The 24,436-nt window shown below is 32.0% G+C and carries 16 protein-coding genes and 2 tRNA genes; 11 read left to right on the plus strand and 7 right to left on the minus strand.

Annotated elements, in window-relative coordinates; all coding sequences use genetic code 11:
- The first annotated feature begins 90 nt into the window (after window positions 1-90).
- Window positions 91-2,289 (plus strand): M12 family metallo-peptidase, encoded by a 2,199-nt coding sequence (locus IF125_RS00975; protein WP_225541213.1) that lies wholly within the window; start codon window positions 91-93, stop codon window positions 2,287-2,289.
- Between the two features lie 57 nt (window positions 2,290-2,346).
- Here IF125_RS00975 and IF125_RS00980 read toward each other — a convergent pair whose 3' ends face one another.
- On the minus strand, window positions 2,347-2,943 hold the full coding sequence (locus IF125_RS00980) for a ribonuclease HII (protein ID WP_188319090.1): 597 nt from the start codon (window positions 2,941-2,943) through the stop codon (window positions 2,347-2,349).
- A gap of 102 nt (window positions 2,944-3,045) precedes the next feature.
- Between IF125_RS00980 and IF125_RS00985 the strand changes: the two genes are divergently transcribed.
- From IF125_RS00985 to IF125_RS00995, 3 genes are all read left to right on the plus strand, one after another.
- The gene (locus tag IF125_RS00985) at window positions 3,046-6,189 is read left to right on the plus strand and encodes a SusC/RagA family TonB-linked outer membrane protein (RefSeq protein ID WP_225541214.1); all 3,144 of its coding nucleotides are present in this window, start codon (window positions 3,046-3,048) and stop codon (window positions 6,187-6,189) included.
- Window positions 6,190-6,202: 13 nt separating this feature from the next.
- The gene (locus tag IF125_RS00990) at window positions 6,203-7,801 is read left to right on the plus strand and encodes a SusD/RagB family nutrient-binding outer membrane lipoprotein (RefSeq protein ID WP_225541215.1); all 1,599 of its coding nucleotides are present in this window, start codon (window positions 6,203-6,205) and stop codon (window positions 7,799-7,801) included.
- Window positions 7,802-7,910: 109 nt separating this feature from the next.
- Window positions 7,911-8,618 (plus strand): hypothetical protein, encoded by a 708-nt coding sequence (locus IF125_RS00995; protein ID WP_225541216.1) that lies wholly within the window; start codon window positions 7,911-7,913, stop codon window positions 8,616-8,618.
- Window positions 8,619-8,688: 70 nt separating this feature from the next.
- Here the strand turns inward: IF125_RS00995 and guaB are convergent, their stop codons facing one another.
- Window positions 8,689-10,149, minus strand: a complete 1,461-nt coding sequence (gene guaB, locus IF125_RS01000; protein WP_225541228.1) for an IMP dehydrogenase — start codon at window positions 10,147-10,149, stop codon at window positions 8,689-8,691.
- Between the two features lie 250 nt (window positions 10,150-10,399).
- Between guaB and IF125_RS01005 the strand changes: the two genes are divergently transcribed.
- From IF125_RS01005 to IF125_RS01015, 3 genes are all read left to right on the plus strand, one after another.
- Window positions 10,400-13,984, plus strand: coding sequence for a glycosyltransferase family 117 protein (locus tag IF125_RS01005; RefSeq protein ID WP_225541217.1), 3,585 nt, complete (start codon window positions 10,400-10,402; stop codon window positions 13,982-13,984).
- A gap of 190 nt (window positions 13,985-14,174) precedes the next feature.
- Window positions 14,175-14,684, plus strand: coding sequence for a hypothetical protein (locus IF125_RS01010; protein ID WP_225541218.1), 510 nt, complete (start codon window positions 14,175-14,177; stop codon window positions 14,682-14,684).
- Between the two features lie 200 nt (window positions 14,685-14,884).
- A complete protein-coding gene (locus IF125_RS01015) occupies window positions 14,885-15,547 on the plus strand; it encodes a porin family protein (protein ID WP_225541219.1) in 663 nt (220 codons plus the stop codon).
- A 58-nt stretch (window positions 15,548-15,605) separates the two neighbouring features.
- On the opposite strand, the gene IF125_RS01020 is transcribed toward IF125_RS01015, so the two are convergent.
- From IF125_RS01020 to IF125_RS01030, 3 genes are read right to left on the minus strand one after another with little or no spacing between them, the layout of a single operon-like run.
- Window positions 15,606-16,817: an FtsX-like permease family protein gene (locus tag IF125_RS01020; RefSeq protein ID WP_225541220.1), complete on the minus strand. Its 1,212-nt coding sequence runs from the start codon at window positions 16,815-16,817 to the stop codon at window positions 15,606-15,608.
- Complete coding sequence (locus IF125_RS01025; protein ID WP_225541221.1) at window positions 16,801-17,442, minus strand: ATP-binding cassette domain-containing protein; 642 nt, start codon at window positions 17,440-17,442, stop codon at window positions 16,801-16,803. The genes IF125_RS01020 and IF125_RS01025 overlap by 17 nt, the downstream gene beginning before the upstream one ends.
- Window positions 17,432-19,051 (minus strand): DUF4836 family protein, encoded by a 1,620-nt coding sequence (locus IF125_RS01030; protein WP_225541222.1) that lies wholly within the window; start codon window positions 19,049-19,051, stop codon window positions 17,432-17,434. The genes IF125_RS01025 and IF125_RS01030 overlap by 11 nt, the downstream gene beginning before the upstream one ends.
- Window positions 19,052-19,261: 210 nt before the next feature.
- Between IF125_RS01030 and ileS the strand changes: the two genes are divergently transcribed.
- The 4 genes from ileS to IF125_RS01050 all read left to right on the plus strand — a co-directional run bounded on the left by ileS (window position 19,262) and on the right by IF125_RS01050 (window position 24,180).
- Window positions 19,262-22,669: an isoleucine--tRNA ligase gene (ileS, locus tag IF125_RS01035; RefSeq protein WP_225541223.1), complete on the plus strand. Its 3,408-nt coding sequence runs from the start codon at window positions 19,262-19,264 to the stop codon at window positions 22,667-22,669.
- Window positions 22,670-22,673: 4 nt separating this feature from the next.
- Window positions 22,674-23,060, plus strand: a complete 387-nt coding sequence (locus IF125_RS01040; protein WP_115001530.1) for a TraR/DksA family transcriptional regulator — start codon at window positions 22,674-22,676, stop codon at window positions 23,058-23,060.
- A gap of 9 nt (window positions 23,061-23,069) precedes the next feature.
- Window positions 23,070-23,714, plus strand: a complete 645-nt coding sequence (locus tag IF125_RS01045) for a lipoprotein signal peptidase (protein ID WP_171623467.1) — start codon at window positions 23,070-23,072, stop codon at window positions 23,712-23,714.
- A 73-nt stretch (window positions 23,715-23,787) separates the two neighbouring features.
- Window positions 23,788-24,180 (plus strand): hypothetical protein, encoded by a 393-nt coding sequence (locus tag IF125_RS01050; RefSeq protein WP_188319080.1) that lies wholly within the window; start codon window positions 23,788-23,790, stop codon window positions 24,178-24,180.
- 44 nt (window positions 24,181-24,224) lie between these two features.
- Here IF125_RS01050 and IF125_RS01055 read toward each other — a convergent pair.
- Both IF125_RS01055 and IF125_RS01060 read right to left on the minus strand, forming a co-directional pair.
- A tRNA-Val gene (locus IF125_RS01055) sits at window positions 24,225-24,299 on the minus strand.
- 50 nt (window positions 24,300-24,349) lie between these two features.
- Window positions 24,350-24,424: transfer RNA gene (locus IF125_RS01060), tRNA-Val, on the minus strand.
- Between the last annotated feature and the right edge of the window lie 12 nt (window positions 24,425-24,436).

Below are 24,436 nucleotides of genomic sequence, written 5' to 3' on the forward strand. Positions count from 1 at the left end.
TAGAAAAGAGTAGATGTTTTATCTACTCTTTTTTTGTGTTAAAATTTTGAAATTTGATATATTTACCAAAATTAACACAAAATAAAAAATATGAAAAAATTAATTTTATTATTAATTGCATTTGTATTTAGCACTCTTTCATTTGGTCAAGAAAGGCCAATTGCTAAAAAAGTAGATCAAGCTAAATTAACAAGTAGCAGTTTCAAATCCTACAATGTATTTGGAGATAATATACAACAAAAAGGAAATAATTTGTTTGCGGACTTTGCAAAAGGAGTTTCTGTTTTTAATTTAGAAAAAGTTGCATTATCTAATCTATACCAATCAAAACCAAATTCTTTTACATTAGAGGTTCCTTTTGAAGGAAGAAAAATTAGCTTAGAATTAGTAAAGAATGAAACCTTGTTTACAGATAATTTTAAAGCAGTTGATCAAAATAACAAACGAATAAATTATCAACCAGGAGTATATTATCAAGGTATAATTGGTGGAGATAAAACTTCTGTGGTAGCGTTATCTGTTTTTAAAGATCAAGTAATTGGTGTGGCTTCTTCTACCGCTTTAGGAGACGTGGTTATTGGTAAATTAAAAGATTCTGAAGAATATGTATCCTATTCGTCTTATAATGTTGAAGCAAAAAATAATGTACAATGTGCAGTAGATCAACTAGAAGAAAATAAAAATTATAAACCATCTTTTGATGCAAAAGTATTGAAAAATACGACAAATGAAATGACAGAAAGATGTGTTCGTGTGTATTATGAAATTGCTTATGCTCCTTATAAACAAAACGGATCTGACGAAACAAAAACATTAGATTGGTTAACAGCTATTCATAATAATATTGCAACACTTTATTCAAACGATTACATAAGAACATCATTGTCTCAAGTAATGATTTGGACAGAACAAGATCCTTACACTGGTAATTATAGTGCTCAGTTAAATAAATTTAGAACTACAAGAACTGATTTTGATGGAGATTTTGCTCACTTGGTTAATTATCCATCTACAACTTCTGTTGCTTATCTAAATTCAATGTGTAATAATGAATATCATTTTGCTTATTCAGGAATTAACATGACTTATAATAATGTGCCTGTTTATTCTTGGACAATTATGGCGATGACACATGAAATGGGGCACGCATTAGGTTCGCCTCATACACATGCATGTTCATGGAATGGAGATGGTACAGCTATAGATGGTTGCGCGCCTACAGCTAATCCAGATTTAGCAGAAGGTACTTGTCCTACAGGACCAATACCTTATGCTGATAAAGGTACAATTATGAGTTATTGTCATTTGTTAGGAGGTGTAGGGATTAACTTATCGAATGGATTTGGTGAACAACCAGGTGCTTTGATTCGTGCAACTGTTGATGGTAAAGTTTGTTTAAGTACAGATTGTAGTATGACTTGTCAACAAACCATAAAATCTGTAACAGGTTCTCTTGAAGGACAAAATATTACATATACGTTAAATGATGATGTAGGAACTGTTTGGATTTATAAGTTTCAGAAAATTGGTGATACAGAAGCTCAATGGAAAGAAACGACATCAAAAATATTAAAGTTTGAAAATTTAGATCGAAATGCATACTACAGAATTGAAGTAGCAAATAAATGTACAGCAACATCTAATTCTTCTTCTGTAACATCAATTATAGAAATTCCTGGAGATTATTGCAACGGAGATTTGTATTACGATTCGGGTGGAGCAAATGGTAATTATTCTCCAAATGAAAATATTGTCAAAATATTCAAACCAGCAATTGAAGGAGAAAAAGTATCCATCACATTCACTGAATTTGATATTGAACCAGCAGGTGATGAAATTTATGATTATATGAGTATATACAATGGAATTGGAACCAGCTCAGGTAAATTATTTGAAAATGGGAATAAACTAAATGGTAATCAGATTCCTGGACCATTTGTTTCAACAGATAATTCTGGAGCTATTACAGTTCGTTTCGTTTCAGATCCTGGATTAGAACTAAAAGGATGGGCTGCCTCTATTAATTGTAATACTTTAGGACTTGCAGATATTAACAATCTCGAATTTAAGATATTCCCTAATCCAACAACAGATTTTGTAAATATTACAACGAAAGAAAATATTGTAAGCTATCAAGTTTATGATATGAATGGAAAATTATTAGTTGGTAAAAATAAATTAGATAAAAAAGAAATTAAAATTAATTTAGAATCTTATCCAAAAGGAATTTATTTATTGAATATACAGACAGATAAAAGAAGTTACACACAAAAAGTAACAAGAAAATAGATACTATTTGAAGCACATTAAAAAAGGATACAATTTATTGTATCCTTTTTTAATTTTTTATAAATCTAAACTCAATTGATCGGGTAATAATTTAAAAGACATCCGATGATAAGGTGTAGGACCAAACTCTTTTATCGCTAAACGATGCGCTTTAGTTGGATATCCTTTGTTTTTTTTCCAATCATACATCGGAAATTCATTGTGAATTTTTTCCATGTATTCATCACGATACGTTTTTGCTAATATAGAAGCTGCTGCAATATTCATATACTTAGCATCTCCTTTTACAATACATTCATGCGGAACATCCTTGTATTTATTGAAACGATTCCCATCAACGATAATAAAATCTTTTCGGCAATCTAATTGGTCTATAGCACGATGCATAGCTAAAAAACTTGCATTCAAAATATTTATTTCATCAATTTCATTCGGCCAAACAATTCCAATTGCCCAAAATTTAGCATTTTCTTCTATAAACGTTCTTAGTGAGTTTCTTTTTTTTTCTGACAATTTTTTTGAATCATTAATGGTTTCATTATCAAAATCTTCTCCTAATATTACAGCAGCTGCTACAACTGGACCACTCAAACAACCTCTTCCTGCTTCGTCACAACCAATCTCGTGTTCGTGATTTGATAAAACTTTATCCAATTTTTTATTTTTTTAGCAAATTTAACAGAATTTATTGAAAAAAAGTTTTGTAAATGTTATAGAAATCTTAAGTTTATGAAAGTTTTAAAAATGTTTTAACAAATGAGGAGAAATTTAAAAAACTTGTTTGTATTGGGAGGTCTTCTTTTAGGAACTTCTTTATATGCACAAGAAAAGACAGTTACAGGTACTGTAACTGATCCAGATGGTTTTCCAGTTGCTGATGCAGTTGTAAAAACAACATCAGGGAAGGAGGCTTATACTGATGAGAATGGAGCGTTTAGTATCGAAGCTAAACAAGGAGATTTGGTTACAGTAGAAGCAGTAGGATTACCAACTCAAACATTTGCGGTTGGAGCAGGAACAGATTACAAAGTTTCTTTAAAACCTTCTGAAACAGTAGAATTAGAAGGAGCGGTTGTAACCGCATTAGGTATTACACGTGATAAAAGATCTTTAGGGTATGCTTCTCAAGAAGTGAAAGGTGATGTTATTCAAGCAGGTAGAGGTAGTAATGCTTTACAATCATTATCTGGGAATGTTGCTGGAGCACAAATTACTGCACCGTCATCTTTAGGAGGTTCTACACGTATTACGTTACGAGGTATTGGATCTATTACAGGAGAAAATAGACCTTTAATAGTTATTGATGGTATTCCATTAGCTAATAATAATGTTAATGATACAAATACTCAGCGTGGTGGCGGAGGTCGTGATTATGGCGATGGAGCGTTTGATATTAACCCAGATGATGTAGAGTCTATAAACGTGTTAAAAGGAGGACCAGCATCAGCTTTATACGGTTCTCGTGCTGTGAATGGAGTAATCATGATCAAGACAAAAACTGGTAAAAAAGGTAGAGAAGATATCGTTGTTAATACTGGTGTTGCTTTTGAATCAATTAATCAAATTCCAAGTCTTCAAAATTTATATGGGGGTGGAGCTTCTGATACCTTTGAAACTGTAAATATTGGAGGTAAAGATTATCAAATTGTAGATTATGCTACAGATGAATCTTGGGGACCAAGATTTAACAATCAAGAAGTTTTACAATGGTATGCTTTTGATCCTGAGTTTGCTAGCGATTACATGAAAACAACACCTTGGAGAGCTTCAAAAAATGACGCTAAATCATTCTTTAATACAGGAGTTGCTTATACTAATAGTGTATCCTTTGCAAAATCATATGAATCAACTAATTTAAGAGTTTCATTATCTAATGTCAATCAAACAGGTATTGTACCTAATTCTACATTAAAGAAAACAACAGCAGGTATTAACTTATCTAATAAATTTAGTGATGTATTTACTGTAACAACAAATTTAACTTATACAAGAACGGATGGTTTTAATAGACCAGAAGTAGGATACGGGGATAACTCAGTTGCTCAAAAAATGTTCCAATGGGGACAAAGACAGTTAGATTATAACAAGTTAAGAGATTATAAATTAGCTAATGGGAATCAGCGTTCTTGGAATAGAACATCTTGGGATGATGGAACTCCTGCATATTCTGATAATCCATATTGGGTAGTGTATGAAAATACATCAAAAGATAAAAGAGATCGTTTTTATGGAAATGTAGAGTTTAAATATGACATCGCACCAGGACTTTATGCCATTGCAAATGTAATGGGAGATACATACGATATGCAAATATCTGAGCGTGTAGCGGTAGGTTCCCAAGCAATGTCTGGATATGGAGAAGACTATTATAAGTTTACTGAAATGAATTATGAAGGGCGTTTACATTTTGATAAAAAATGGGGAGATTTTTCTTTAAATTCATTTGTAGGAGTAAATAGAAGACACAGAACATCAAGTAGATTATCATCCTCAACAAATGGAGGATTAGTTGTCCCTAATTATTATTTTATTACAAATAGTTTAGATAACCCAACAACATCAAATAATAGAGGACCTGTAGAAGTGAATTCTATTTATGGAATGGTTTCTTTGGGATATAAAAATATGCTATTCTTAGAAGCAACTGGTCGTAATGATTGGTTTTCAACTTTACCTGTAATAAATAACAGTTACTTTTATCCATCTGTAACAGGGAGTTTTGTGTTTTCTGAAGTATTTAAACCAAGTTGGTTAAATTTTGGTAAAGTAAGAGCTGGGGTTTCGCAAGTATCATCGGATTTAACAGAATTCCAAACAAGAGATGTTTTAGTTTCAAATATAAACTTTAATGGTACACCGACGTTTATTCAATCAAATACTAAGTTAAATCCATTATTAAAACCTGAGATTAAAGATACTTGGGAAGTTGGTTTAGAAGCTTCGATGTTTAATAATCGTTTTGGTTTTGATTTAACTTATTATAATGAAAAACGTACAGATTTATTAGTGCCTATTCAGCACTCATGGTCTACAGGGTATGGATTTAAATGGTTGAATGCAGGAGAAATGACTAATGAAGGTATAGAAGCATTAGTAAATATTGTTCCATTAAGAAATCAAGATTTTGAATGGAGAGTAACGTGGAACTTTGCGAAAAACAATAATAAAGTAGGTAAAGTTTCTGATGAAATGGATTCATATAACTTAACGACAGCTCCTTTTAGTGTACAATTATGGGCATTATCAGGTCAACAATACGGACAGTTAAGAGGAACGGATTATGTTTATGATGATAATGGAAATAAAGTTGTTGATGCAAATGGATTTTATGAAAAATCAGCAGTAACAAACTTAGGATCAATTATTCCAGATTATAACATGGGTATCCGAAATACATTTACATACAAAGGGGTTTCTTTATCTGCATTAATTGATATTCAAAAAGGAGGTAAATTCTTCTCTACTTCACATATGTGGGGAATGTACTCTGGAATGTTAGAAGAAACCGCGGCTAATGGAGTTCGTGAGAATGGAGTTGTTGCAGATGGTGTAATGTGGGATGAAGGAACAAAATCATATGTTAAAAACACAACTGAAGTTTCTGCTTACGATTATTATAAAGCATATTATAATGGTGTAGATAGCCGAAATGTTTTTGATGCAGACTACATCAAATTACGTGAAGTAACTTTATCGTATACTTTCCCTAAAAAATGGGCAGGGCCTTTTGCTAACGTTACTGTATCTGCATTTGGTAGAAACTTAGCTACATGGGGATTAGATAAAAAAGGATTTGATCCTGAAATGGCTTCTTATGGTTCTGGAAATATACAAGGTATTGAAGGAGGGTCTTTACCATCTACAAGAACTTATGGTATGAATCTTAAGTTACAATTCTAAAAATTAAATTATTATGAGAATCAATAAAACAATTATATTATCAGCATTACTAGGAAGTGCTTTATTATCTTCTTGCGATAATGGATTTGAAGAAATGAATATTAGTCCTAATGCACCCGAAAATGCGCCTACATATACAATCTTTCCAATTGCAACTAAAATATTTGTTGATGAAATGAGAGATGGATGGGTGTCTGGACGTATGTTATTGCCTTGGGTACAATATTCAGCACAGAGAAACTATACAGAAGAGGATAAATACGCTTATCGTACGACAACAGGAGATCAAGCATGGAACGCAAGTTATCGATCTTTATCTAACTTAAAAAAGGTAATAAGTATTTGTACAGATCCTGTTTTAGGACCACAACAAGCTGCTTACGGAGATGTTGATACACAGATTGCTGTAGCACGTATTATGATGGCTTACGAATTCTTAGATTTAACAAATTATTTCGGAGATGTTCCATATTGGTCATTAAGTGGTGCAAAGAATCCAGATTTTCAAGCTTTACAAATTGATACGTATGCTCAACCTAAATATGTTAAGCAAGAAGTTATCTTTAAAAATTTGTTACAAGAGCTAAAAGAAGCTGAAGCGCAATTGGATATTACTGAAAAGAATGTATTTACAAGTCCTGAGAATAAAATTGGTGACCAAATTTATTTTGGAGATGCATCTAAATGGAAAAAATTTGCAAACTCGTTACGTTTAAGAATTGCTAACCAAATTAAAGATGTATATCCTGAAGCGAAAGCTGAAATGCAAGATGCTATTGCAAAAGGAGTTTTTACCTCAAATGAAGACAATGCTTTGCAACATTATGGAACATCGGCTGTGGAAGGTTCTCCATTTTGGAGCGAATTTTTCGTGGGAAATAGAAATGACTTTTATGTAAATAATCAATTAATAAGATTATTAAAAGGACAATCTGGTAATTATGGAGTTGATCCACGTTTACAAAAATATGCTGCACCTTTAGGTACATCAAAAGCCAACGCTGGTTCAGGTAACTATGAAGAAACAGATGATATTACAAAATATCAAGGAATTCCTTATGGATTACCTTCTGATCGTTTATCGTCAAATAATCAAGTCTCTAAAGTGTCTCCATTTTCAAAAACTATTTTCTCTGCAGATTATGCTGAGGTTTTAATGGAATACTCTGAAGTAGAATTCTTGTTATCAGAAGCTAATGGTTGGAACCAAACTAATTATGTGAATGGTGTGATAGCATCTATGCAAAAATGGGGAGTAGATCAAGCTAAAATTGATGCTTATGTAGCTGCATTACCAGCTGCAAATAAAGAAAATGTAATTACTCAAAAGTATATTGCTTTGTATATGCAGCCTCAAACTGCTTGGGTAGAATATAGACGTACAGGATATCCTAATGGTAATATTTTATTATTACCTGGTCAAACTGGATATGAAATAGATGGTACTCCATACGTATTCACTCCATTAGTAGCAGGTATGACTGATATTCCGTATAGAATTTCATATCCATTAGGTGAACAAACTCTTAATACTACAAATTGGAATGAAGCAGTTTCAGCTTATGGTGGAAAGGATCCAATTAATGGAAAATTATGGTGGATGACTAAATAATATAATATCCATTTTCTTTATAAAAGCAGCAAAATTATTTTTGCTGCTTTTTTTATTTTATTGATTTTTAATGAAATAAATTGTATATTGGATAGTAAATATTATGAGTATGTTAAAAATTAAAATATTTTGTTTTTTTGCTTCTTTTTGTTTAGGTGTCAATGCACAACAAAATTTATTAACAGATGGAGTTGATAGAGCTTTAAATGAAAGAATATCCCATCAAATAAGTAATATTCAAAATGAAATTGCTTTAAGAAATAAAGGTGAAGTGATAACTCAATATGAAGGTAGCCAGTATTTTAATCCAAATTTTGAGGATATAGAAATAAAAGGTTTTAATTTAGACTTTTCTAAACTTAGATACAATGCTTATTCAGATGAAATGGAATTTGAAAAAGATGGACAGATTTTTAATTTAACAAAAGTTCCTGAATTGATGATTTATTTTCCTTTAACTCAATATCAATTTCTTAAATATCCAACTAAAAATGGAAAAATTGAAGGGTATTTAGAGGTTTTAGTTTATGATAAAGAAAAATATTCTTTATATAAAAGGAATAAAAAAATTATTACTCACGGAGAATTTAAAAATAATGCAAATAAAGCAAATACAAAATTCTCATTGGTGAATGACAGTGACTTATATTTAATTAGACATAAAGAAGATAAGTTTTATGTTTTTCCTACAAATGAAAAACAACTAAATAAGATTTTTAATAATCCAAATTTAGTAGAATTTGTAATTAAAAATAATTTAAATTTAAGTTTTGAAAAAGATAAGATAAAACTTGTAGATTACTTGAACAAGCTTTAAGATTTATATCAAAAACAAAATAGCAAGCCACATGGCTTGCTATTTTGTTTTTGATATATGGATAAATCTCTTAATTCGAATAATTAGGAGCTTCTTTTGTAATCACAACATCATGCGGATGAGATTCATTTAAACCTGCACCTGTGATACGAACAAATTTTCCGTTTTCAATTAAATCTTGAATAGTTGGAGTTCCGCAGTATCCCATTCCAGCTCGTAAACCACCACATAATTGGTAAACAACTTCTGCAATAGAACCTTTGTGAGGAACACGACCTTCAATACCTTCTGGAACTAATTTTTTCGCATCGGCTTGGAAATAACGATCTTTAGAACCACGTTTCATTGCAGCTAAAGAACCCATTCCTTGGTAGGCTTTGAATTTACGTCCTTGGAAAATAATTTCTTCTCCTGGTGCTTCATCCGTTCCTGCGAATAAACTTCCTAACATCACCACGTTTGCACCAGCAGCAACTGCTTTTACAATATCACCTGATAATTTGATTCCACCATCTCCAATAATTGATACATTTCTTGTTTTTGCATAAGAATGTACATCATGAATAGCAGAAAGTTGAGGTACTCCAACACCAGCTACAACACGAGTTGTACAAATAGAACCAGGTCCAACACCAACTTTTAAAGCATTTGCACCAGCATCTATTAATGCTTTTGCAGCTTCGGCAGTTACAATGTTTCCACCTACGATATCTAATCCAGGAAAAGCATTTCTTACTTCAGCGACTTTACTAATTACACCTGCAGAATGTCCATGTGCAGAATCTAAAGCAACGATGTCAACACCTTTATTAACCAAGGCTTGAACACGCTCTAACGTATCATTTCCAACACCAACACCAGCTCCAACACGTAAACGACCTTTAGAGTCTTTACATGCATTTGGAAATTCTGTTAAATTGTCAATGTCTTTAATCGTAATTAACCCGATTAATTTATTGTTTTCGTCAACGATTGGTAATTTTTCGATGCGGTAACGAGAAAGAATTTCTTTCGCTTTTTTAAGATCAGTATCAATATCAGATGTAACGATATTTTCTTTTGTCATGACATCTTCGACCAATTGATCAAAGTTTTCTTGGTAACGAATATCACGGTTTGTTATAATACCAACCAATGTTCTGTCATCTTCCACAACTGGTAATCCAGAGATTTTATATTTCTCCATTAAATGAACAGCATCTTGTAATGTGTGGTGACGCGATAATGTGATTGGGTCAGAAATCATACCGTTTTCTGAACGTTTTACCATATCAATTTCATTCGCTTGTTCTTCGATAGACATATTTTTATGCACGAAAGATAAACCTCCTTCACGTGCTAATGCTATTGCTAATCTTGCTTCGGATACAGTATCCATCGCAGCAGAAACTATCGGAATGTTAAGTGTGATATTGTCTGTGAATCTTGTTTGTAGAGATACTTGGTTCGGTAATATCTCTGAGTAGGCTGGCACTAATAACACATCGTCAAAAGTGAAGCCCGTTTGTAGAATTTTGTCTGTTAAAGGCATTGCTTTTTGCATTGCAAATTTAGATGAAAAAAGTTTAGAATCAAAACTATTTGATAAAATGTGTGATGTTTTTAATTGAATTGATGTTTTGTTAATATGATAATTAAACGTTTACAAATAGTAAATATAAATTTAAAATAATCGTAAAATCATTATTGTGTTAAAGTGATTCTAATCAGAATTTAATCTTTTCAATCCTAAGCTATATCAAATTTTTATCTTATTTTCGCAAGATAGTTTATTGAATAAGATGGAGATAAATTTCAAAAAATGGAATAACATCTTAGGTTTAGTTATGTTCTTGATTGCCTCGGTTTTATACCTTTCGACGATGGAACGCTACCTAAGTTTATGGGATTGTGGTGAGTACATTGTATCATCAGCAAAATTAGGAATTACGCATGCACCAGGTGCAGCTTTGTTTCAAATTGTCGGAGCGGTTTGGTCAGGCTTAGCATTTGGGGATGGCAGTAAATATGCAATTTTAATCAATAGTACATCTGCCTTATATAGTGCAGGAACGATTATGTTATTGTTTTGGACAATTACATATTTTGTTCGAAAAATGTTTGCAAAAACACAAGATCCAATTAATGTAGATGAGATAGAGATGAGTACTTCTCAAAAAATCATTGCATTAGGAAGTGGTTTAGTTGGTGCAGCAGTTTTTATGTTTAGTGATACCTTTTGGTTTTCGGCTGTAGAAGGTGAAGTATATGCGATGGCATCCTTCTTTACCGCTTTACTGTTTTGGTTGATTACACGATGGGATCAAGTGGCAGACACGCCTCGAGGTAATAAATGGTTGGTGATTATTTCATTGGTTATTGGATTATCAATTGGTGTTCACTTAATGGCAATGTTAGCAATTCCGGCAGTTTGTTTCGTTTATTATGCACGAAAATATAAATTTACAGTTAAAAGCTTTTTGTTAGCGAATGTAATTACGTTGGTAATTTTAATCTTTGTTTTCAAGATTATTTTCCCAGTTGTCATGACATTCTTTGGAAGAACAGAGATTTATGTCGTGAATAATTTAGGAATGCCTTTTAATTCAGGTACAATTATCGCAACAATTATTTTAATTGCAGTTTTCTACTTCGCAATCAAATTAACGCAGAAATATGGTTCAGTTTTATTAAATACCATTTCATGGTGTATCATTTTTATGTTGATTGGTTTCTCTTGTTGGTTGGTTATTCCAATTCGTGCCAATGCAAATCCACACATGAATTTAAATGATCCTGATACAGCTTTAGGTGTTTTAGATTACTTTAATCGTGAACAATATGGTACATGGCCAACAATGTATGGTCCAGTTTTTACGGCTCATATCGCAAGTGATGGAATTAAGCGTGATACCAATGGTGCTCCAGAAAGTTCTGTTCGTAGCTCTGAATATATCAAAGATAAACGCACCGGAAAGTATTTAAAAGTTTCGGATCGATTAGACTATAAATATGAAGATAAATATGTGAAATTCTTCCCGAAAATGTTTAGTCCTGACAAAAGCGTTATGGAGAATTATGCAGCTGTTTATGCTTTTCCAAAATTCTCTTTAAATGCACAATATGCAGGTGATGAAGAAGCACAGCAGATGTATGCACAATTGGTGGAGAAACGTCAAAATAGACAATTAAAAGTTGCAGAGCTTAAGAAATATGGAGAGATTTTAGATATCGAACCGCCAACATTTGGTGAACAATTTAATTATTTTGTTGATTATCAGATTAATTATATGTTTATCCGTTACTTTATGTGGAATTTCTCTGGTCGTCAAAACGATTTAGAAGGTAATTTCGAAATTACAAAAGGGAATTGGATTTCAGGTATTCCATTTATTGATACACCGCGTTTAGGTGATCAATCAAAATTACCAGACGAATATAAGAATGATGGGACAAATGTCTATTTTATGTTACCATTAATCTTAGGTTTAATCGGTTTATTTACCCAATTAAATCGAAACTTTGTCAATTGGTGGGCTTTGTTGTCCTTGTTTATTCTAACAAGTGTCGGAATTATTTTCTATACTTCTGTTAAACCTTTCGAACCTCGTGAACGTGATTACGCTTTAGTAAGTTGTTTTTATGCGTTTTCAATTTGGGTCGGTTTAGGTGTACAAGGTGTTTATTTATTGATTCAGAAATTGATGAAACAAGAATTAAAACCTTCTTTAGCTATTGGTACAACGGTAGTTTTAGCTGGAATTCCAATTTTAATGGGTGCGCAAAACTGGGATGATCATGATCGTTCAGAGCGTTCTGTGGCTTATTCATTAGCGTACAATTATCTTAATCCATTAGATAAAAACGCCATTTTATTTGTGTATGGTGATAACGATACTTATCCACTTTGGGGATTACAAGAGACGGAGAACTTCCGTGATGATGTAAAAATTGCAAACTTAACGTTAGCAGCGTCTCCTTGGAATTTAGAACAATTGCTACGTAAAACTTACAATGCAGAAGCTCTTCCAAGTGATTTGCAACCGAAAGATTATCAATCGGGAACAAATGATCAAATTTTTGTGGTAGGAGGTGCTATCAAAAATATTTTTGATCAATTAAATAGCTTTATCAATCCTGAATCTAATCAAACATTAGAATCTTTGAGTGAAATGCCTATTGATCAAGTTTCAAAATACTTAGTTGACCCAGAAATCGATCCCAACCAAGTAATGACAGTTTACAATAGTCTGAAACCGCTACAAAAATATTTGGAAACAGATAGTATGACAGCGAAAGAAGCGATGGATTTTATTTTGAATAATAAATCACCAGAGAAACAAGCTTTAGCAGATTATTTTGGTTATCCGATTGGTGGTGCAAACTATTTACCTGTTTCAAAAATTGTGGTTCCGGTGAATAAAGAAAACGCATTGAAATATGGAATTGTAAATCCAAAAGATGCTGATAAAATGGTCGACTCGATCACAATTAATATCAAGTCTTCAAGTTTATTCAAAAACAATTTATTATTGTTGTCAATGATGGCAAAATACAATTGGGATCGTCCTATTTATTTCAGTGGAGGTGGAATTTCTGATCCAGAAAATACGTTCTATATGAATGATTATTTACTGAATGCAGGGATGAGCTATAAATTAGTTCCGATTTATACACCATTTGGTAAAGGTGGAATTATTGGAGCTTCTGATAACAATATGTTGTTAAGAACCTTCAATTCATATAAATGGTCGGGGTACAATAATCCCGATGCATCTTTCAGCTTAACAGAACGTAATTATACATCGTCGTATAGAAATACTGCAGTTCGTTTAGCAGATGATTTTTTGAATGCTGGACGTAAAAAAGAAGCGATTCAGGTATTGGATAAAGTGATGTTAGAAATTCCTGCTTTAGCAAAATATGACATTGGTTATGGAGTAAGTAGAATAGCAGGTATTTATTTGAAAGCTGGAGAGGATAAAAAAGCACAAGATTTGTTTGCTCATGTTCGTAAACAAGCCAATGCGAAAATCGCCTTCTTCGAGTCACTGCCTTCTGGAAAAGGTTATTCTGTTGGATCTGATTTAGCTTCAGCAAAAAATGATTTGATGATGTCTATTTACAACGAAGCTTCTGCTTTAGGAGAAAGAGGTGATAAAGAGAAAGCTCTAAAAGTTTTTGAAACTGCATATAATCCAATCTTGAAAAAGTTCGAAAATTTATATCAAGCAGTTATTGCTGATGGTAAAGTTGACGCTGCAGATCAAGCGAAAATCATGAATCAATTTAATTATTTAGATGAAATGATTGGTGTAGCTGCGGAAATTGATACCAATTATGCGAAACAACAACAAGACGTTTTGTATAAAATGGTAGGACAATAAGTCAGACTAATATATTTTATAAAAGCTCCAAATGTATTTTGGAGCTTTTTTTGTTTAATAATAATTTGATTATGAATGTTTTGTTAATTTTTGTGCTATTTATCAGTTTTAAAATTATCAGTTTGGCACATAAATTGAAATTACACAAATAAGTTTAACAAAATTGTAAATGTTTTAAAACATAATAAAAATGAAAAAAGTATTATTAACAGCTGCTTTCGCAGTAGCAGGTATGGTAGGTGTTTCAGCACAAACGTCAGGAGTAGAAGGTACAGTACACGTGGGTATTCCAGTAGGTAATGCATCAGATGTTTCTTCTTTTAACTTAGGTGTAGATTTAGCTTACTTACATCCTATTGCAAATAATTTCAAATTAGGAGCGAAAGTCGGGTATGACCATTTTATTGTTAAAAGTGATTTTAAAGATTTAGGAGGAGAAGATTTTGGATTTGTTCCATTAGCAGCAACTGCAAAATACGAATTCAGTAACAATTTATTTATTGGTGGAGATTTAGGTTATGCTTTTGCTACAAAAAGTTATATGGACGGAGGTTTATTTTGGCAACCAAAATTTGGTTATTCAGGAGCTAACTTTGATGTATATGCTGGATATAAAGGAATTGCTACAAGTAATAACTATGGATTTGATAAAAAGTTTAATGCAGACGCAGTTTCTTTAGGATTTGCTTATAAATTCTAATATAGACCACTTATAATTGATAAAAGCTACATCGAAAGATGTAGCTTTTTTGTTTTTGAAGATTAGAATTATGTTAAAATAAATGATGTAAAAATAAGCATATCAATAACTTGTGTGTTTAAATATTGTTTTTAACATTATTTGGCACAGCACTTGAAATTATGAAACCATCATAATTAGAACTATAAAATTTTTTAAAAATGAAAAAATTATTTTTTATTGCTATTACAATGATTGGTGTTGCAAATTTGAGTGCTCAAGAAAAAACGACGGCATCTCAGTTTGGTATTAAATCAAGTGTTAATATGTCTTCATTTAATGGAAAAGATGTGAAAGATAATGATTATAAAGTAGGTTTTAGCGCAGGTCTTTACGGTCATTTTCCATTAACAGAACGTTTTGCAGTTCAACCAGAGGTTAATTTTGCTCGAATAGGAGGAAAGTTGAAAGATGAAGTAACAGAAGTTGGGAATACAACGGTAAAAACTAAAAATAAAACAACCTTAGATTATATTCAAGTTCCAGTAATGTTCAAATATTATCCAGGAGCATCGCGTTTCAATGTAGAAGCTGGACCTCAATTTGGATTTAACATGTACGCAAGCAACAAACAGCAAACAAGTATTTATGCAAACAATACCGTTTACACAACAGAAGGAAAACAAGATATCAAAGATGATATAAAGAATTTTGATTTTGGTGTTAATTTTGGTTTAGGATACAATGTGACAGATAATATCAATGTTGGAGCAAGATACTACATGGGGTTAACTAAAATAACAGAAAATGTTAACAATGGTACAGCTACTGGAGCAGATGTGAAAAATCATTCTTTCTCTTTAGGTGTAGGATATTCGTTCTAATCGAGAATATTTGTTTAAATAAAAAGGATTCTACTTCTGGTAGAATCCTTTTCTTTTTTTATTCTTTTAACGCAATTTTTTTGATGGATTGGCTTAAGATAATTTTATTTAAGATGAATAAAAAGAAGACGATAATCAATCCAAAACCTATCACTTCCCAAATATGTGAAGATTCAATGGTCATGAATTTCCCAATTTTCACCTTAATCCTATCCAAAACGAAATAAACCAATGGAATTGAAATTATATAACTAATCAACATAAAAATAATCGAAAATTTAAGATAAGGACGAGCCAATTGATTGATGTTGTATCCAATCAAAAATAAATCTTTTGTCTTATGCTTATTCTTTTCAATCATCAATTGGAAATTAATAATCATTAACCATATTGCTGCAAAAACAATGATTAGACCAATAAATAGAACCAACGAAAACGCTAATTTTAAATAATAAGTCAATTCATTATTTTTCAATTCATCCTTGTTGATATCATAATTATGTTGCTCAAAATAAATGGAAGCATTTTCATCTCCTTGTGATTTAGTTTCGACTACAAGACGAGATGGTTGTGCTGTTTTTTGCGATGCATAAGTTTGATTCGCCCATTCTAAAAAGTTTTCAGGAACTAAAATAGTGTTAATTTTTGTGGTAAAATCAACAATTCGTGCTTGATAGATTTTTTGATTTTCATCTTTACCTATAATCAACTGAAAAGGAATTTTGGTAAACAAACTTTCAGAAACTTGCGGCAATCCTTGACTTGTTGCAAACCCAAAATTATATAAGTTGAGGTAACTTTTTGGGATAATAATCGGTATAAAATCTTGACCTTCTTGCCATTTCCAATCCGATTGATCAACTTCTATAAAATCTTTTGGTACAGACTCAAAAAATAAATCAGTTGAAAAACCTCGAATTCCAGCAATTCCACCAACTTGTAATTTTACAGGAAATTGACTGCTTTTGAAAGTTCCAACTTTTGCAGTAAAATTCTGCGATTTTAGTTCCTCGATTTCGTCTTCATTAAAGCTTGGATTTTCTCCGGTTAATGTTTGTAAAGACGAAATCTTCTTATTCAAAACGATATAATTCGCTTTCCAAACTGAGCTATCTTCTCCAAAATTTTTAGCATAATCTAAATAAATTGTTCCAGCCAAAATCAAGATAAAAAAACCGATAATAGAGAAAAAACAAAAGGTTGTAATTCGTAAGAAACTTAGGTTTTTACGAACCAATTTTTCGATTAAATTTTTAGAGTTGAATGACATTTGAAAGGCGTTTATCGTGAATTTCGTGTAAGCTGGTAAAAATGATTCCAGCCTTATTTTTTGCAGCTTCTTCAGTTACCAAATCAATCAAAAGTTGTTGATTAACTTCGTCCAAATGACTAAAAGGTTCATCTAAAAGTAAAAAATCAAATGGTTGACAAAGTGCACGAATTACCGCAATTCGCTGACGTTGACCATAAGAAAGATGAACAGCTTTTTGATGTAAATGACTTTTTAATCCAACTTTTTCTATCCATTCGATGATTTGATTTTCTGTTCGATGTTGCGTCAAGACATTTTTTAATTGAATGTTTTCCATTAAAGTTAATTCTTCAAATAAATGCAAACCTTGAAAAACATAGGCTATTTTTTCGCGTCTAATTTTTGTCCAGTCATTCAAAGAATAATTCTTAATAGTTTGTCCGTCAAACAAAACTTCTCCGTCATAATCTTTCCGATCGCCGTACAAAATATTAATCAACGTTGATTTACCAACGCCAGAATGCGCAACAATTTGATAAATATTTCCATTGGAAAAAGTATACTCGTTTTTCCAAATCTCAGATTGTTCAAACCCAAATTCCTTGAGTGGATGAGGAACAAGTTGATTAATTTTAATTTCCATTTTGTTGTTGTGCTTGATTGAAAAATAAAGAATAGGCTTCATCCAAAAGCAAGAAAATAACTTCTAAACTATTTTTATCCGTTTTCTTCATATGTATTTTTCCAGTTTTAGTATATTCATTTGAAACACGGTAATCAATATAATTAAAGTTGGATAAAACTTTTTGAATTTCTTTTGTATTTCCAAAAGGAATTTGTTGGTAAATGTAGTTTTGAACCTCCTTTGGATATTGATCAAAATTAAGATTGACATAACCAAACATCGGATTTGAAGCATTTGTAGCAAATTTTGAAGTGACAAAATTTGAAGAGCTTATCATGTTGTTCAAATATTGATTCATGATCGATTGATTATTTGTGATGTACATCAAATTGTTTTTGTACGTCATATAAATCTTCATATTTGTCGAAATTGGCAACATGTAATAGGGACCAATTTTCTGAATATTTTGCTGATGAGATTTTAAAAAATCCTTGAAGAAAATATCATTTTTCATTTTTCCACCTAAAACAAATTGTGGATAAACAACTTGTTGAATAAAGTCATCTTTCTTACCAAAAAAATCATTTGGATTGAATGCTTTTCCGATTTCAAAATCATAAACACTAAACAAAGCTTCGCCTTCAAAACTTTGTTCTAATTTGTTTAAATCAAGCTCATATTGCTCTAAAAATGTTGTTAAAAAATTTTGATCTTCGAAAACATAACGTGTATTTGCAGGATAAATTCCTAAACCAATGTTCATATAACTTTGCGCAGGGAAAAATTTAAAAAAATCGGTATTAATTTTTGATTTCCACATCGGACGTTTTGCTAATTCGACTTTTGTAATCGCATCGGGATGAAATTTCTGTGTAAAACTAATTCCGTCCGAAGTAAAAGAAATAAAATTGACCCACGAACTTTTTGTGAAATCAAGGTTTTTCTTGCTTTTGTTTTCAGTTTTCGAAAAGTTTTTCAAAAAATTTCCAGTGTACCAAATGTTGATGTCCTGCGAGTTTTTGACAAAATCTCCAAAACTATTATTTTCCTTCGCAAGCGAATGTTTGTCGTTGATAATTTTCGTAAAATAATCTTGAATAGCTTTCTCTCCAACTCCAAATTCAGAAACAATTAGTAAAAATTGAGACTTGTTCCATGCCATAAAAGGTTTATCAAACCCAGAAATCGTTGTAAATCCATCTTTCTTTTCAAACGAAATTTCTTTTTTATTTATTCCTTTATAAATAGTTGTAAGATGTTCTTCGAATTGATCTTTATCGCGCATATTCGTAATTAATGCGACCATATTTTTTCCATTTATTTTTTGTCCAAAAAGATAGATTGGACTAATGATATCAATGCCTGCTGAAGTAGGATTGTCTTTTATCTGTTTGAATAATTTATCAAAAGTTGGATCTTGATTTTTGATTTCATTTTCAGCTAATTGATAAAATTTGTATTGATTTATTTCATTGAAATTGCCTTTTTCGGCAATAGATTTTGGATTGATTAACGCAACAAAATCTGCATCGGTCGGAATTAAAACGGTGTAATCTTCGTTTTTAGAACAACTTGCAAAAAGCAAAAGTAGAAAGAGAATTGAATAATAGTTGAACCTTTTTTTCATAAGAAAATTGTATGTTGCTTTATTGTTAAATAATTGATTTGAAAGGTGTAAGTTTATAAAAAATGTATTTTGAATTAAAATAGGTTAAAACTCTAATAATGGGATAAATTTAAGCAATATTTAATATGATTTTCGTTTCTATAACAATAAAATATGTAAAAATTTCTTATATTCGCACTCCTTGATTTAGAAGAAATAACAAAGAATTCGATGGCAAAAAAGTTTAGAGAATATAAGCACTTAGACTTGGTACAAGTCTCAAAAGAAACGTTAGAAGATTGGAAACAAAATAATGTTTTTGAAAAAAGTATTTCTACACGTGATGGAAATCCATCTTTTGTGTTTTATGAAGGTCCTCCTTCTGCAAACGGAAAGCCAGGAATTCACCACGTTTTAGCACGTTCTATCAAAGATATATTTTGTCGTTACCAAACGTTAAAAGGAAAACAAGTTTTCCGTAAAGCAGGTTGGGATACACACGGTTTACCAGTAGAATTGGGAACTGAAAAAGAATTAGGAATCACGAAAGAAGATATCGGAACTAAAATTACAGTTGAAGAATATAACGAAGCATGTAAACGTACAGTAATGCGTTACACTGATTTGTGGAATGATTTGACTGAAAAAATGGGTTATTGGGTGGATATGGAAGATCCATACATCACATACAAACCAAAATATATGGAGTCTGTTTGGTGGTTGTTAAAACAAATTTACAACAAAGATTTGTTGTACAAAGGTTATACCATTCAACCATATTCTCCTAAAGCTGGTACAGGTTTGTCTTCGCACGAGTTAAATCAACCAGGAACATATCAAGACGTAACAGATACAACAATTGTTGCTCAATTTAAAGTAAAGAAAGACTCAACAGATTTATTCAATGATTTTGATGGAGATGTATATTTCTTAGCTTGGACAACAACTCCTTGGACCTTACCTTCGAATACAGCATTGACTGTTGGTCCAAAAATAGATTATGTAGTGGTTGAAACATTCAATCAATATACATTCGAGCCAATTCGTGTAATTTTAGGAAAACCATTGGTGTCAAAACAATTTGGAAAACCATATTTCTTAGCAGAAACAGAAGAAGATTTCAAAGTTTATGCTGCTGGGAATAAAACAATTCCTTATAGAATTGTTGGTGAATACAAAGGAGCTGATTTAGTAGGAACACGCTATGAGCAATTATTGCCTTGGGCGTTACCTTATGAAGATGCAGAAAATGCATTTCAAGTTATTCCAGGAGATTTCGTAACTACTGAAGATGGTACAGGTATCGTTCATACTGCGCCTACTTTTGGAGCAGATGATGCTAAAGTAGCAAAAGATGCAGGTGTTCCACCAATGTTAGTATTGGATAACCATGGTAATGCTGTTCCTTTAGTTGATTTACAAGGTCGTTTTGTGGCTGAATTACCAGAAGGTTACGGAGGTAAATATGTGAAAAATGAATACTATGACGATGGAGCTGCGCCAGAAAAATCGGTTGATGTAGAAATCGCGATTTTATTGAAAGAGCAAAACAAAGCGTTCAAAGTAGAAAAATATAAACACAGTTACCCACATTGTTGGAGAACAGACAAACCAATTTTATATTATCCATTAGACTCTTGGTTCATCAAAGTAACGGACGTTAAAGACCGTATGGTTGAATTGAATAAAGAAATCAATTGGAAACCAAAAGCAACAGGAGAAGGTCGTTTCGGAAATTGGTTAGAAAATGCCAATGATTGGAACTTGTCTCGTTCTCGTTATTGGGGAATTCCATTACCAATTTGGAGAACAGAAGATGGGGACGAAGTAACTGTTATCGGTTCTGTTGAAGAATTGATTACTGAGATTGAAAAATCAATTGCAGCAGGTGTTCAACAATCGAATCCTTTCAAAAATTTCGAAATTGGAAACATGGCAGAAGAAAACTATGATTTAATCGACTTACACAAAAATGTAGTAGATGAAATCACATTAGTTTCAGCTTCAGGAAAACCAATGAAACGTGAAGCTGATTTAATTGATGTATGGTTTGATTCTGGAGCAATGCCTTATGCGCAAGTGCACTATCCATTCGAAAATAAAGAATTGATTGATAATGGAACAATGTATCCTGCCGATTTTATTGCAGAAGGTGTAGACCAAACTCGTGGTTGGTTTTATACATTACACGCAATTGGAACATTGGTTTTCGATTCGAAGGCATACAAAAATGTGATGTCAAATGGATTGGTATTAGACAAGAATGGTCAAAAAATGTCAAAACGCTTGGGTAACGCAGTAGATCCATTTGATACATTGGCAACATACGGTCCTGATGCAACGCGTTGGTACATGATTGCAAATGCACAGCCATGGGAAAATTTGAAATTTGATTTAGCTGGTGTTGATGAAGTTCGTCGTAAATTCTTCGGAACATTATACAATACGTATTCATTTTTCGCTTTATATGCGAATGTTGATGGATTTACTTTCGCTGAAGAAGAAATACCAGTAAATGAAAGAGCTGAATTAGACCAATGGATTATTTCTGAATTGAATACCTTAACGAAGAAAGTTGATGGCTTTTTATCGGATTATGAACCAACGAAAGCAGCTCGTGCAATCCAAGAATTTGTTATTGATAATTTATCAAATTGGCACGTTCGTTTATCAAGAAGACGTTTCTGGAGAGGTGATTACTCAAAAGATAAAGTAGCAGCATATCAAACATTGTATACTGTTTTAGAAACAATTTCTATATTAGGTTCGCCAATTGCTCCGTTCTTTATGGATCGTTTATACAAAGATCTTAATGCAGCAACAGCTAAGAATGCAGCAGAATCTGTTCACTTAGCAGATTTCCCAGTTGTAGATGAGTCATTGATTAAATCTCAATTAGAAGAACAAACACATTTAGCACAAACAGCGACAAGTATGATTTTATCGCTTCGTAAATTGAGTGATAAGAAAGTACGTCAGCCATTACAAAAAGTAATGATTCCTGTGTTGAATGATACAATGAAAGCAAATTTAGAAGCTGTATCTGAATTATTAAAACAAGAAGTTAATGTTAAAGAAATTCAATTATTAACAAACGAAGAAGCTTCAAATCTTTTAGTGAAATCTATCAAACCTAATTTCAAGACTTTAGGGCCGAAATATGGAAAAGAAATGAAAGCTATTTCCGCTGCTACAGCGCAAATCACGAATGAACAAATTGTTAAATTAGAGCAATCTGGACAAATTGATTTGTTAATTGATAACAAAACATTAACTTTAGATGTAGAAGATTTTGAAATCGCAACAAAAGACATCCCAGGATGGACTGTTGCTTCTAATGCTATTCTAACGGTGGCGCTTGATTTACAATTAACTGAAGAGTTAATTAATGAAGGTGTTGCCCGTGAATTGGTAAATAGAATTCAGAATCTACGTAAAGAAACCGGATTAGAAGTAACCGACAAAATTATACTTAATTTAAAAAATGATGAATCAATCGTAAATGCTGTCGAGCAAAACAAAGATTACATTTGTTCTGAGACATTAGCAAACGATCTTGTGTTACAAGATGAAGTTGCGAATGGGGCAGAGGTTGAAATTAATGGCTTGATAACGCAAATTGCGATTACTAAATTGTAAGCGTATGGCAACAACAGACGAAAAAGTAAGATACTCTGACGCAGAATTGGAAGAGTTTAGAGCAATAATTCAAGAGAAATTAGATCAAGCGATAAAAGATTATGAATTATTGAAAGAAGCTTACACAAACGATAGTAACAACGGTACAGACGATACGTCTCCAACTTTCAAAGCGTTTGAGGAAGGTTCTGAAACAATGTCGAAAGAACAAAATGCACAATTAGCAGCACGTCAAGATAAATTTATTCGTGACCTAAAAAATGCATTGTTACGTATTTCGAACAAAACATACGGTATTTGCCGTGTAACAGGAAAATTAATTAATAAAGATCGTTTGAAATTAGTTCCGCATGCTACATTAAGCATCGAAGCTAAGAATATGCAACGTTAATACAGAGTTTTGAAAAAAGTAGTACTCATTACCATTTTGGTTTTAATCATTGACCAAATCTCGAAATTTTACGTTAAAACACACTTTTTTTTAGGTGAAGATGTAGATGTTTTGGGTTGGTTTAAAATAGCATTTGTAGAAAATCCAGGAATGGCCTATGGGATGCATTTCGGAGGAGAAACAGGCAAAATCCTTTTATCACTTCTACGTATTGTGCTAATCGGTATGATTATCTACTATATTAATGCATGGGCGAAAAAACTAAATAATAATTTCTTTATCATTCCGATTGCGCTTGTTTTGGCAGGTGCAATTGGGAATGTAATTGACGGAATTTTTTATGGTGTTATTTTCGATAAAGGAACGACATACAATGATATGTTTCAAGACTGGGTAGGTTATCAAGGAATTGCTCAAGCAAACTTTGCTGGTTATTCTGGATGGTTTACTGGTTGTGTCGTAGACATGCTTTATTTTCCAATTGTAGAGTTCGATTGGCCTACTTGGATACCAATTATAGGTGGACAACATTATAAGTTCTTTCAGCCTGTATTTAATATCGCAGATTCGGCTATTTTTATAGGAGGACTTAGTTTATTCCTTTTCCGTAAAAAAGCCTTTACAACCGATAATGGTGTAAGATTAAGATTTTAAAAAGATAAATCCTCGATAATTAATTATCGAGGATTTTTTATGTTTGTATTCGATGGCATTTATAATTAAATAGATGAATAAATTTTATTTTAAAAATCAACTTTTAATAGCTTTTGTATTGTTTATTTTCTCGTTTTATGAAATTTATACCTTAAGGGTAAATGATTTAGTGATAAATGATAAAAACAAGAAAGAAATAACTGTATCAGAAATGAACTGTGGTGTAGGTAATGGAGCTTATTCAATTACATTTTTATATAATGATAAAAATTATAATACTAAAATATTAAGTGAACCATGTATAAATATGAATATTGGAGATAAATATGAATTATATTATTCAGATAAAAACGATGAATTTATAGATTATCATTCTTTCGAACATAGTAAAAAAGGAGTTGTTTTTTCTGTTCTAATTTTAATCTTATTTCTAATTCCTTATAAATCATTATTCAATAAAAAATAACATAAAAAAAACTCCTTTCAAATGCTTGAAAGGAGTTTTTACTGTGGTCCCTACTGGATTCGAACCAGTGACCCCCTGCTTGTAAGGCAGGTGCTCTGAACCAGCTGAGCTAAGAGACCTAAGGTTCATTTAAGATTTTTTTCGAACAGACTTCTTATTGTCTAAAAAGTGGTCCCTACTGGATTCGAACCAGTGACCCCCTGCTTGTAAGGCAGGTGCTCTGAACCAGCTGAGCTAAGAGACCTAAGGTTCATTT

The organism is Empedobacter stercoris, assembly GCF_020281205.1.
GTDB lineage: Bacteria > Bacteroidota > Bacteroidia > Flavobacteriales > Weeksellaceae > Empedobacter > Empedobacter stercoris.

Coding starts and splice junctions, on each gene's coding strand:
- IF125_RS01030 (WP_225541222.1), bottom strand. CDS start 19,051: ATGAAAAAAAGGTTCAACTATTATTCAATTCTCTTTCTACTTTTGCTT.
- IF125_RS00995 (WP_225541216.1), top strand. CDS start 7,911: ATGTTAAAAATTAAAATATTTTGTTTTTTTGCTTCTTTTTGTTTAGGT.
- IF125_RS01040 (WP_115001530.1), top strand. CDS start 22,674: ATGGCAACAACAGACGAAAAAGTAAGATACTCTGACGCAGAATTGGAA.
- IF125_RS00985 (WP_225541214.1), top strand. CDS start 3,046: ATGAGGAGAAATTTAAAAAACTTGTTTGTATTGGGAGGTCTTCTTTTA.
- IF125_RS01050 (WP_188319080.1), top strand. CDS start 23,788: ATGAATAAATTTTATTTTAAAAATCAACTTTTAATAGCTTTTGTATTG.
- guaB (WP_225541228.1), bottom strand. CDS start 10,149: ATGCCTTTAACAGACAAAATTCTACAAACGGGCTTCACTTTTGACGAT.
- IF125_RS01020 (WP_225541220.1), bottom strand. CDS start 16,817: ATGTCATTCAACTCTAAAAATTTAATCGAAAAATTGGTTCGTAAAAAC.
- IF125_RS00990 (WP_225541215.1), top strand. CDS start 6,203: ATGAGAATCAATAAAACAATTATATTATCAGCATTACTAGGAAGTGCT.
- ileS (WP_225541223.1), top strand. CDS start 19,262: ATGGCAAAAAAGTTTAGAGAATATAAGCACTTAGACTTGGTACAAGTC.
- IF125_RS00975 (WP_225541213.1), top strand. CDS start 91: ATGAAAAAATTAATTTTATTATTAATTGCATTTGTATTTAGCACTCTT.
- IF125_RS01005 (WP_225541217.1), top strand. CDS start 10,400: ATGGAGATAAATTTCAAAAAATGGAATAACATCTTAGGTTTAGTTATG.
- IF125_RS01015 (WP_225541219.1), top strand. CDS start 14,885: ATGAAAAAATTATTTTTTATTGCTATTACAATGATTGGTGTTGCAAAT.
- IF125_RS01025 (WP_225541221.1), bottom strand. CDS start 17,442: ATGGAAATTAAAATTAATCAACTTGTTCCTCATCCACTCAAGGAATTT.
- IF125_RS01010 (WP_225541218.1), top strand. CDS start 14,175: ATGAAAAAAGTATTATTAACAGCTGCTTTCGCAGTAGCAGGTATGGTA.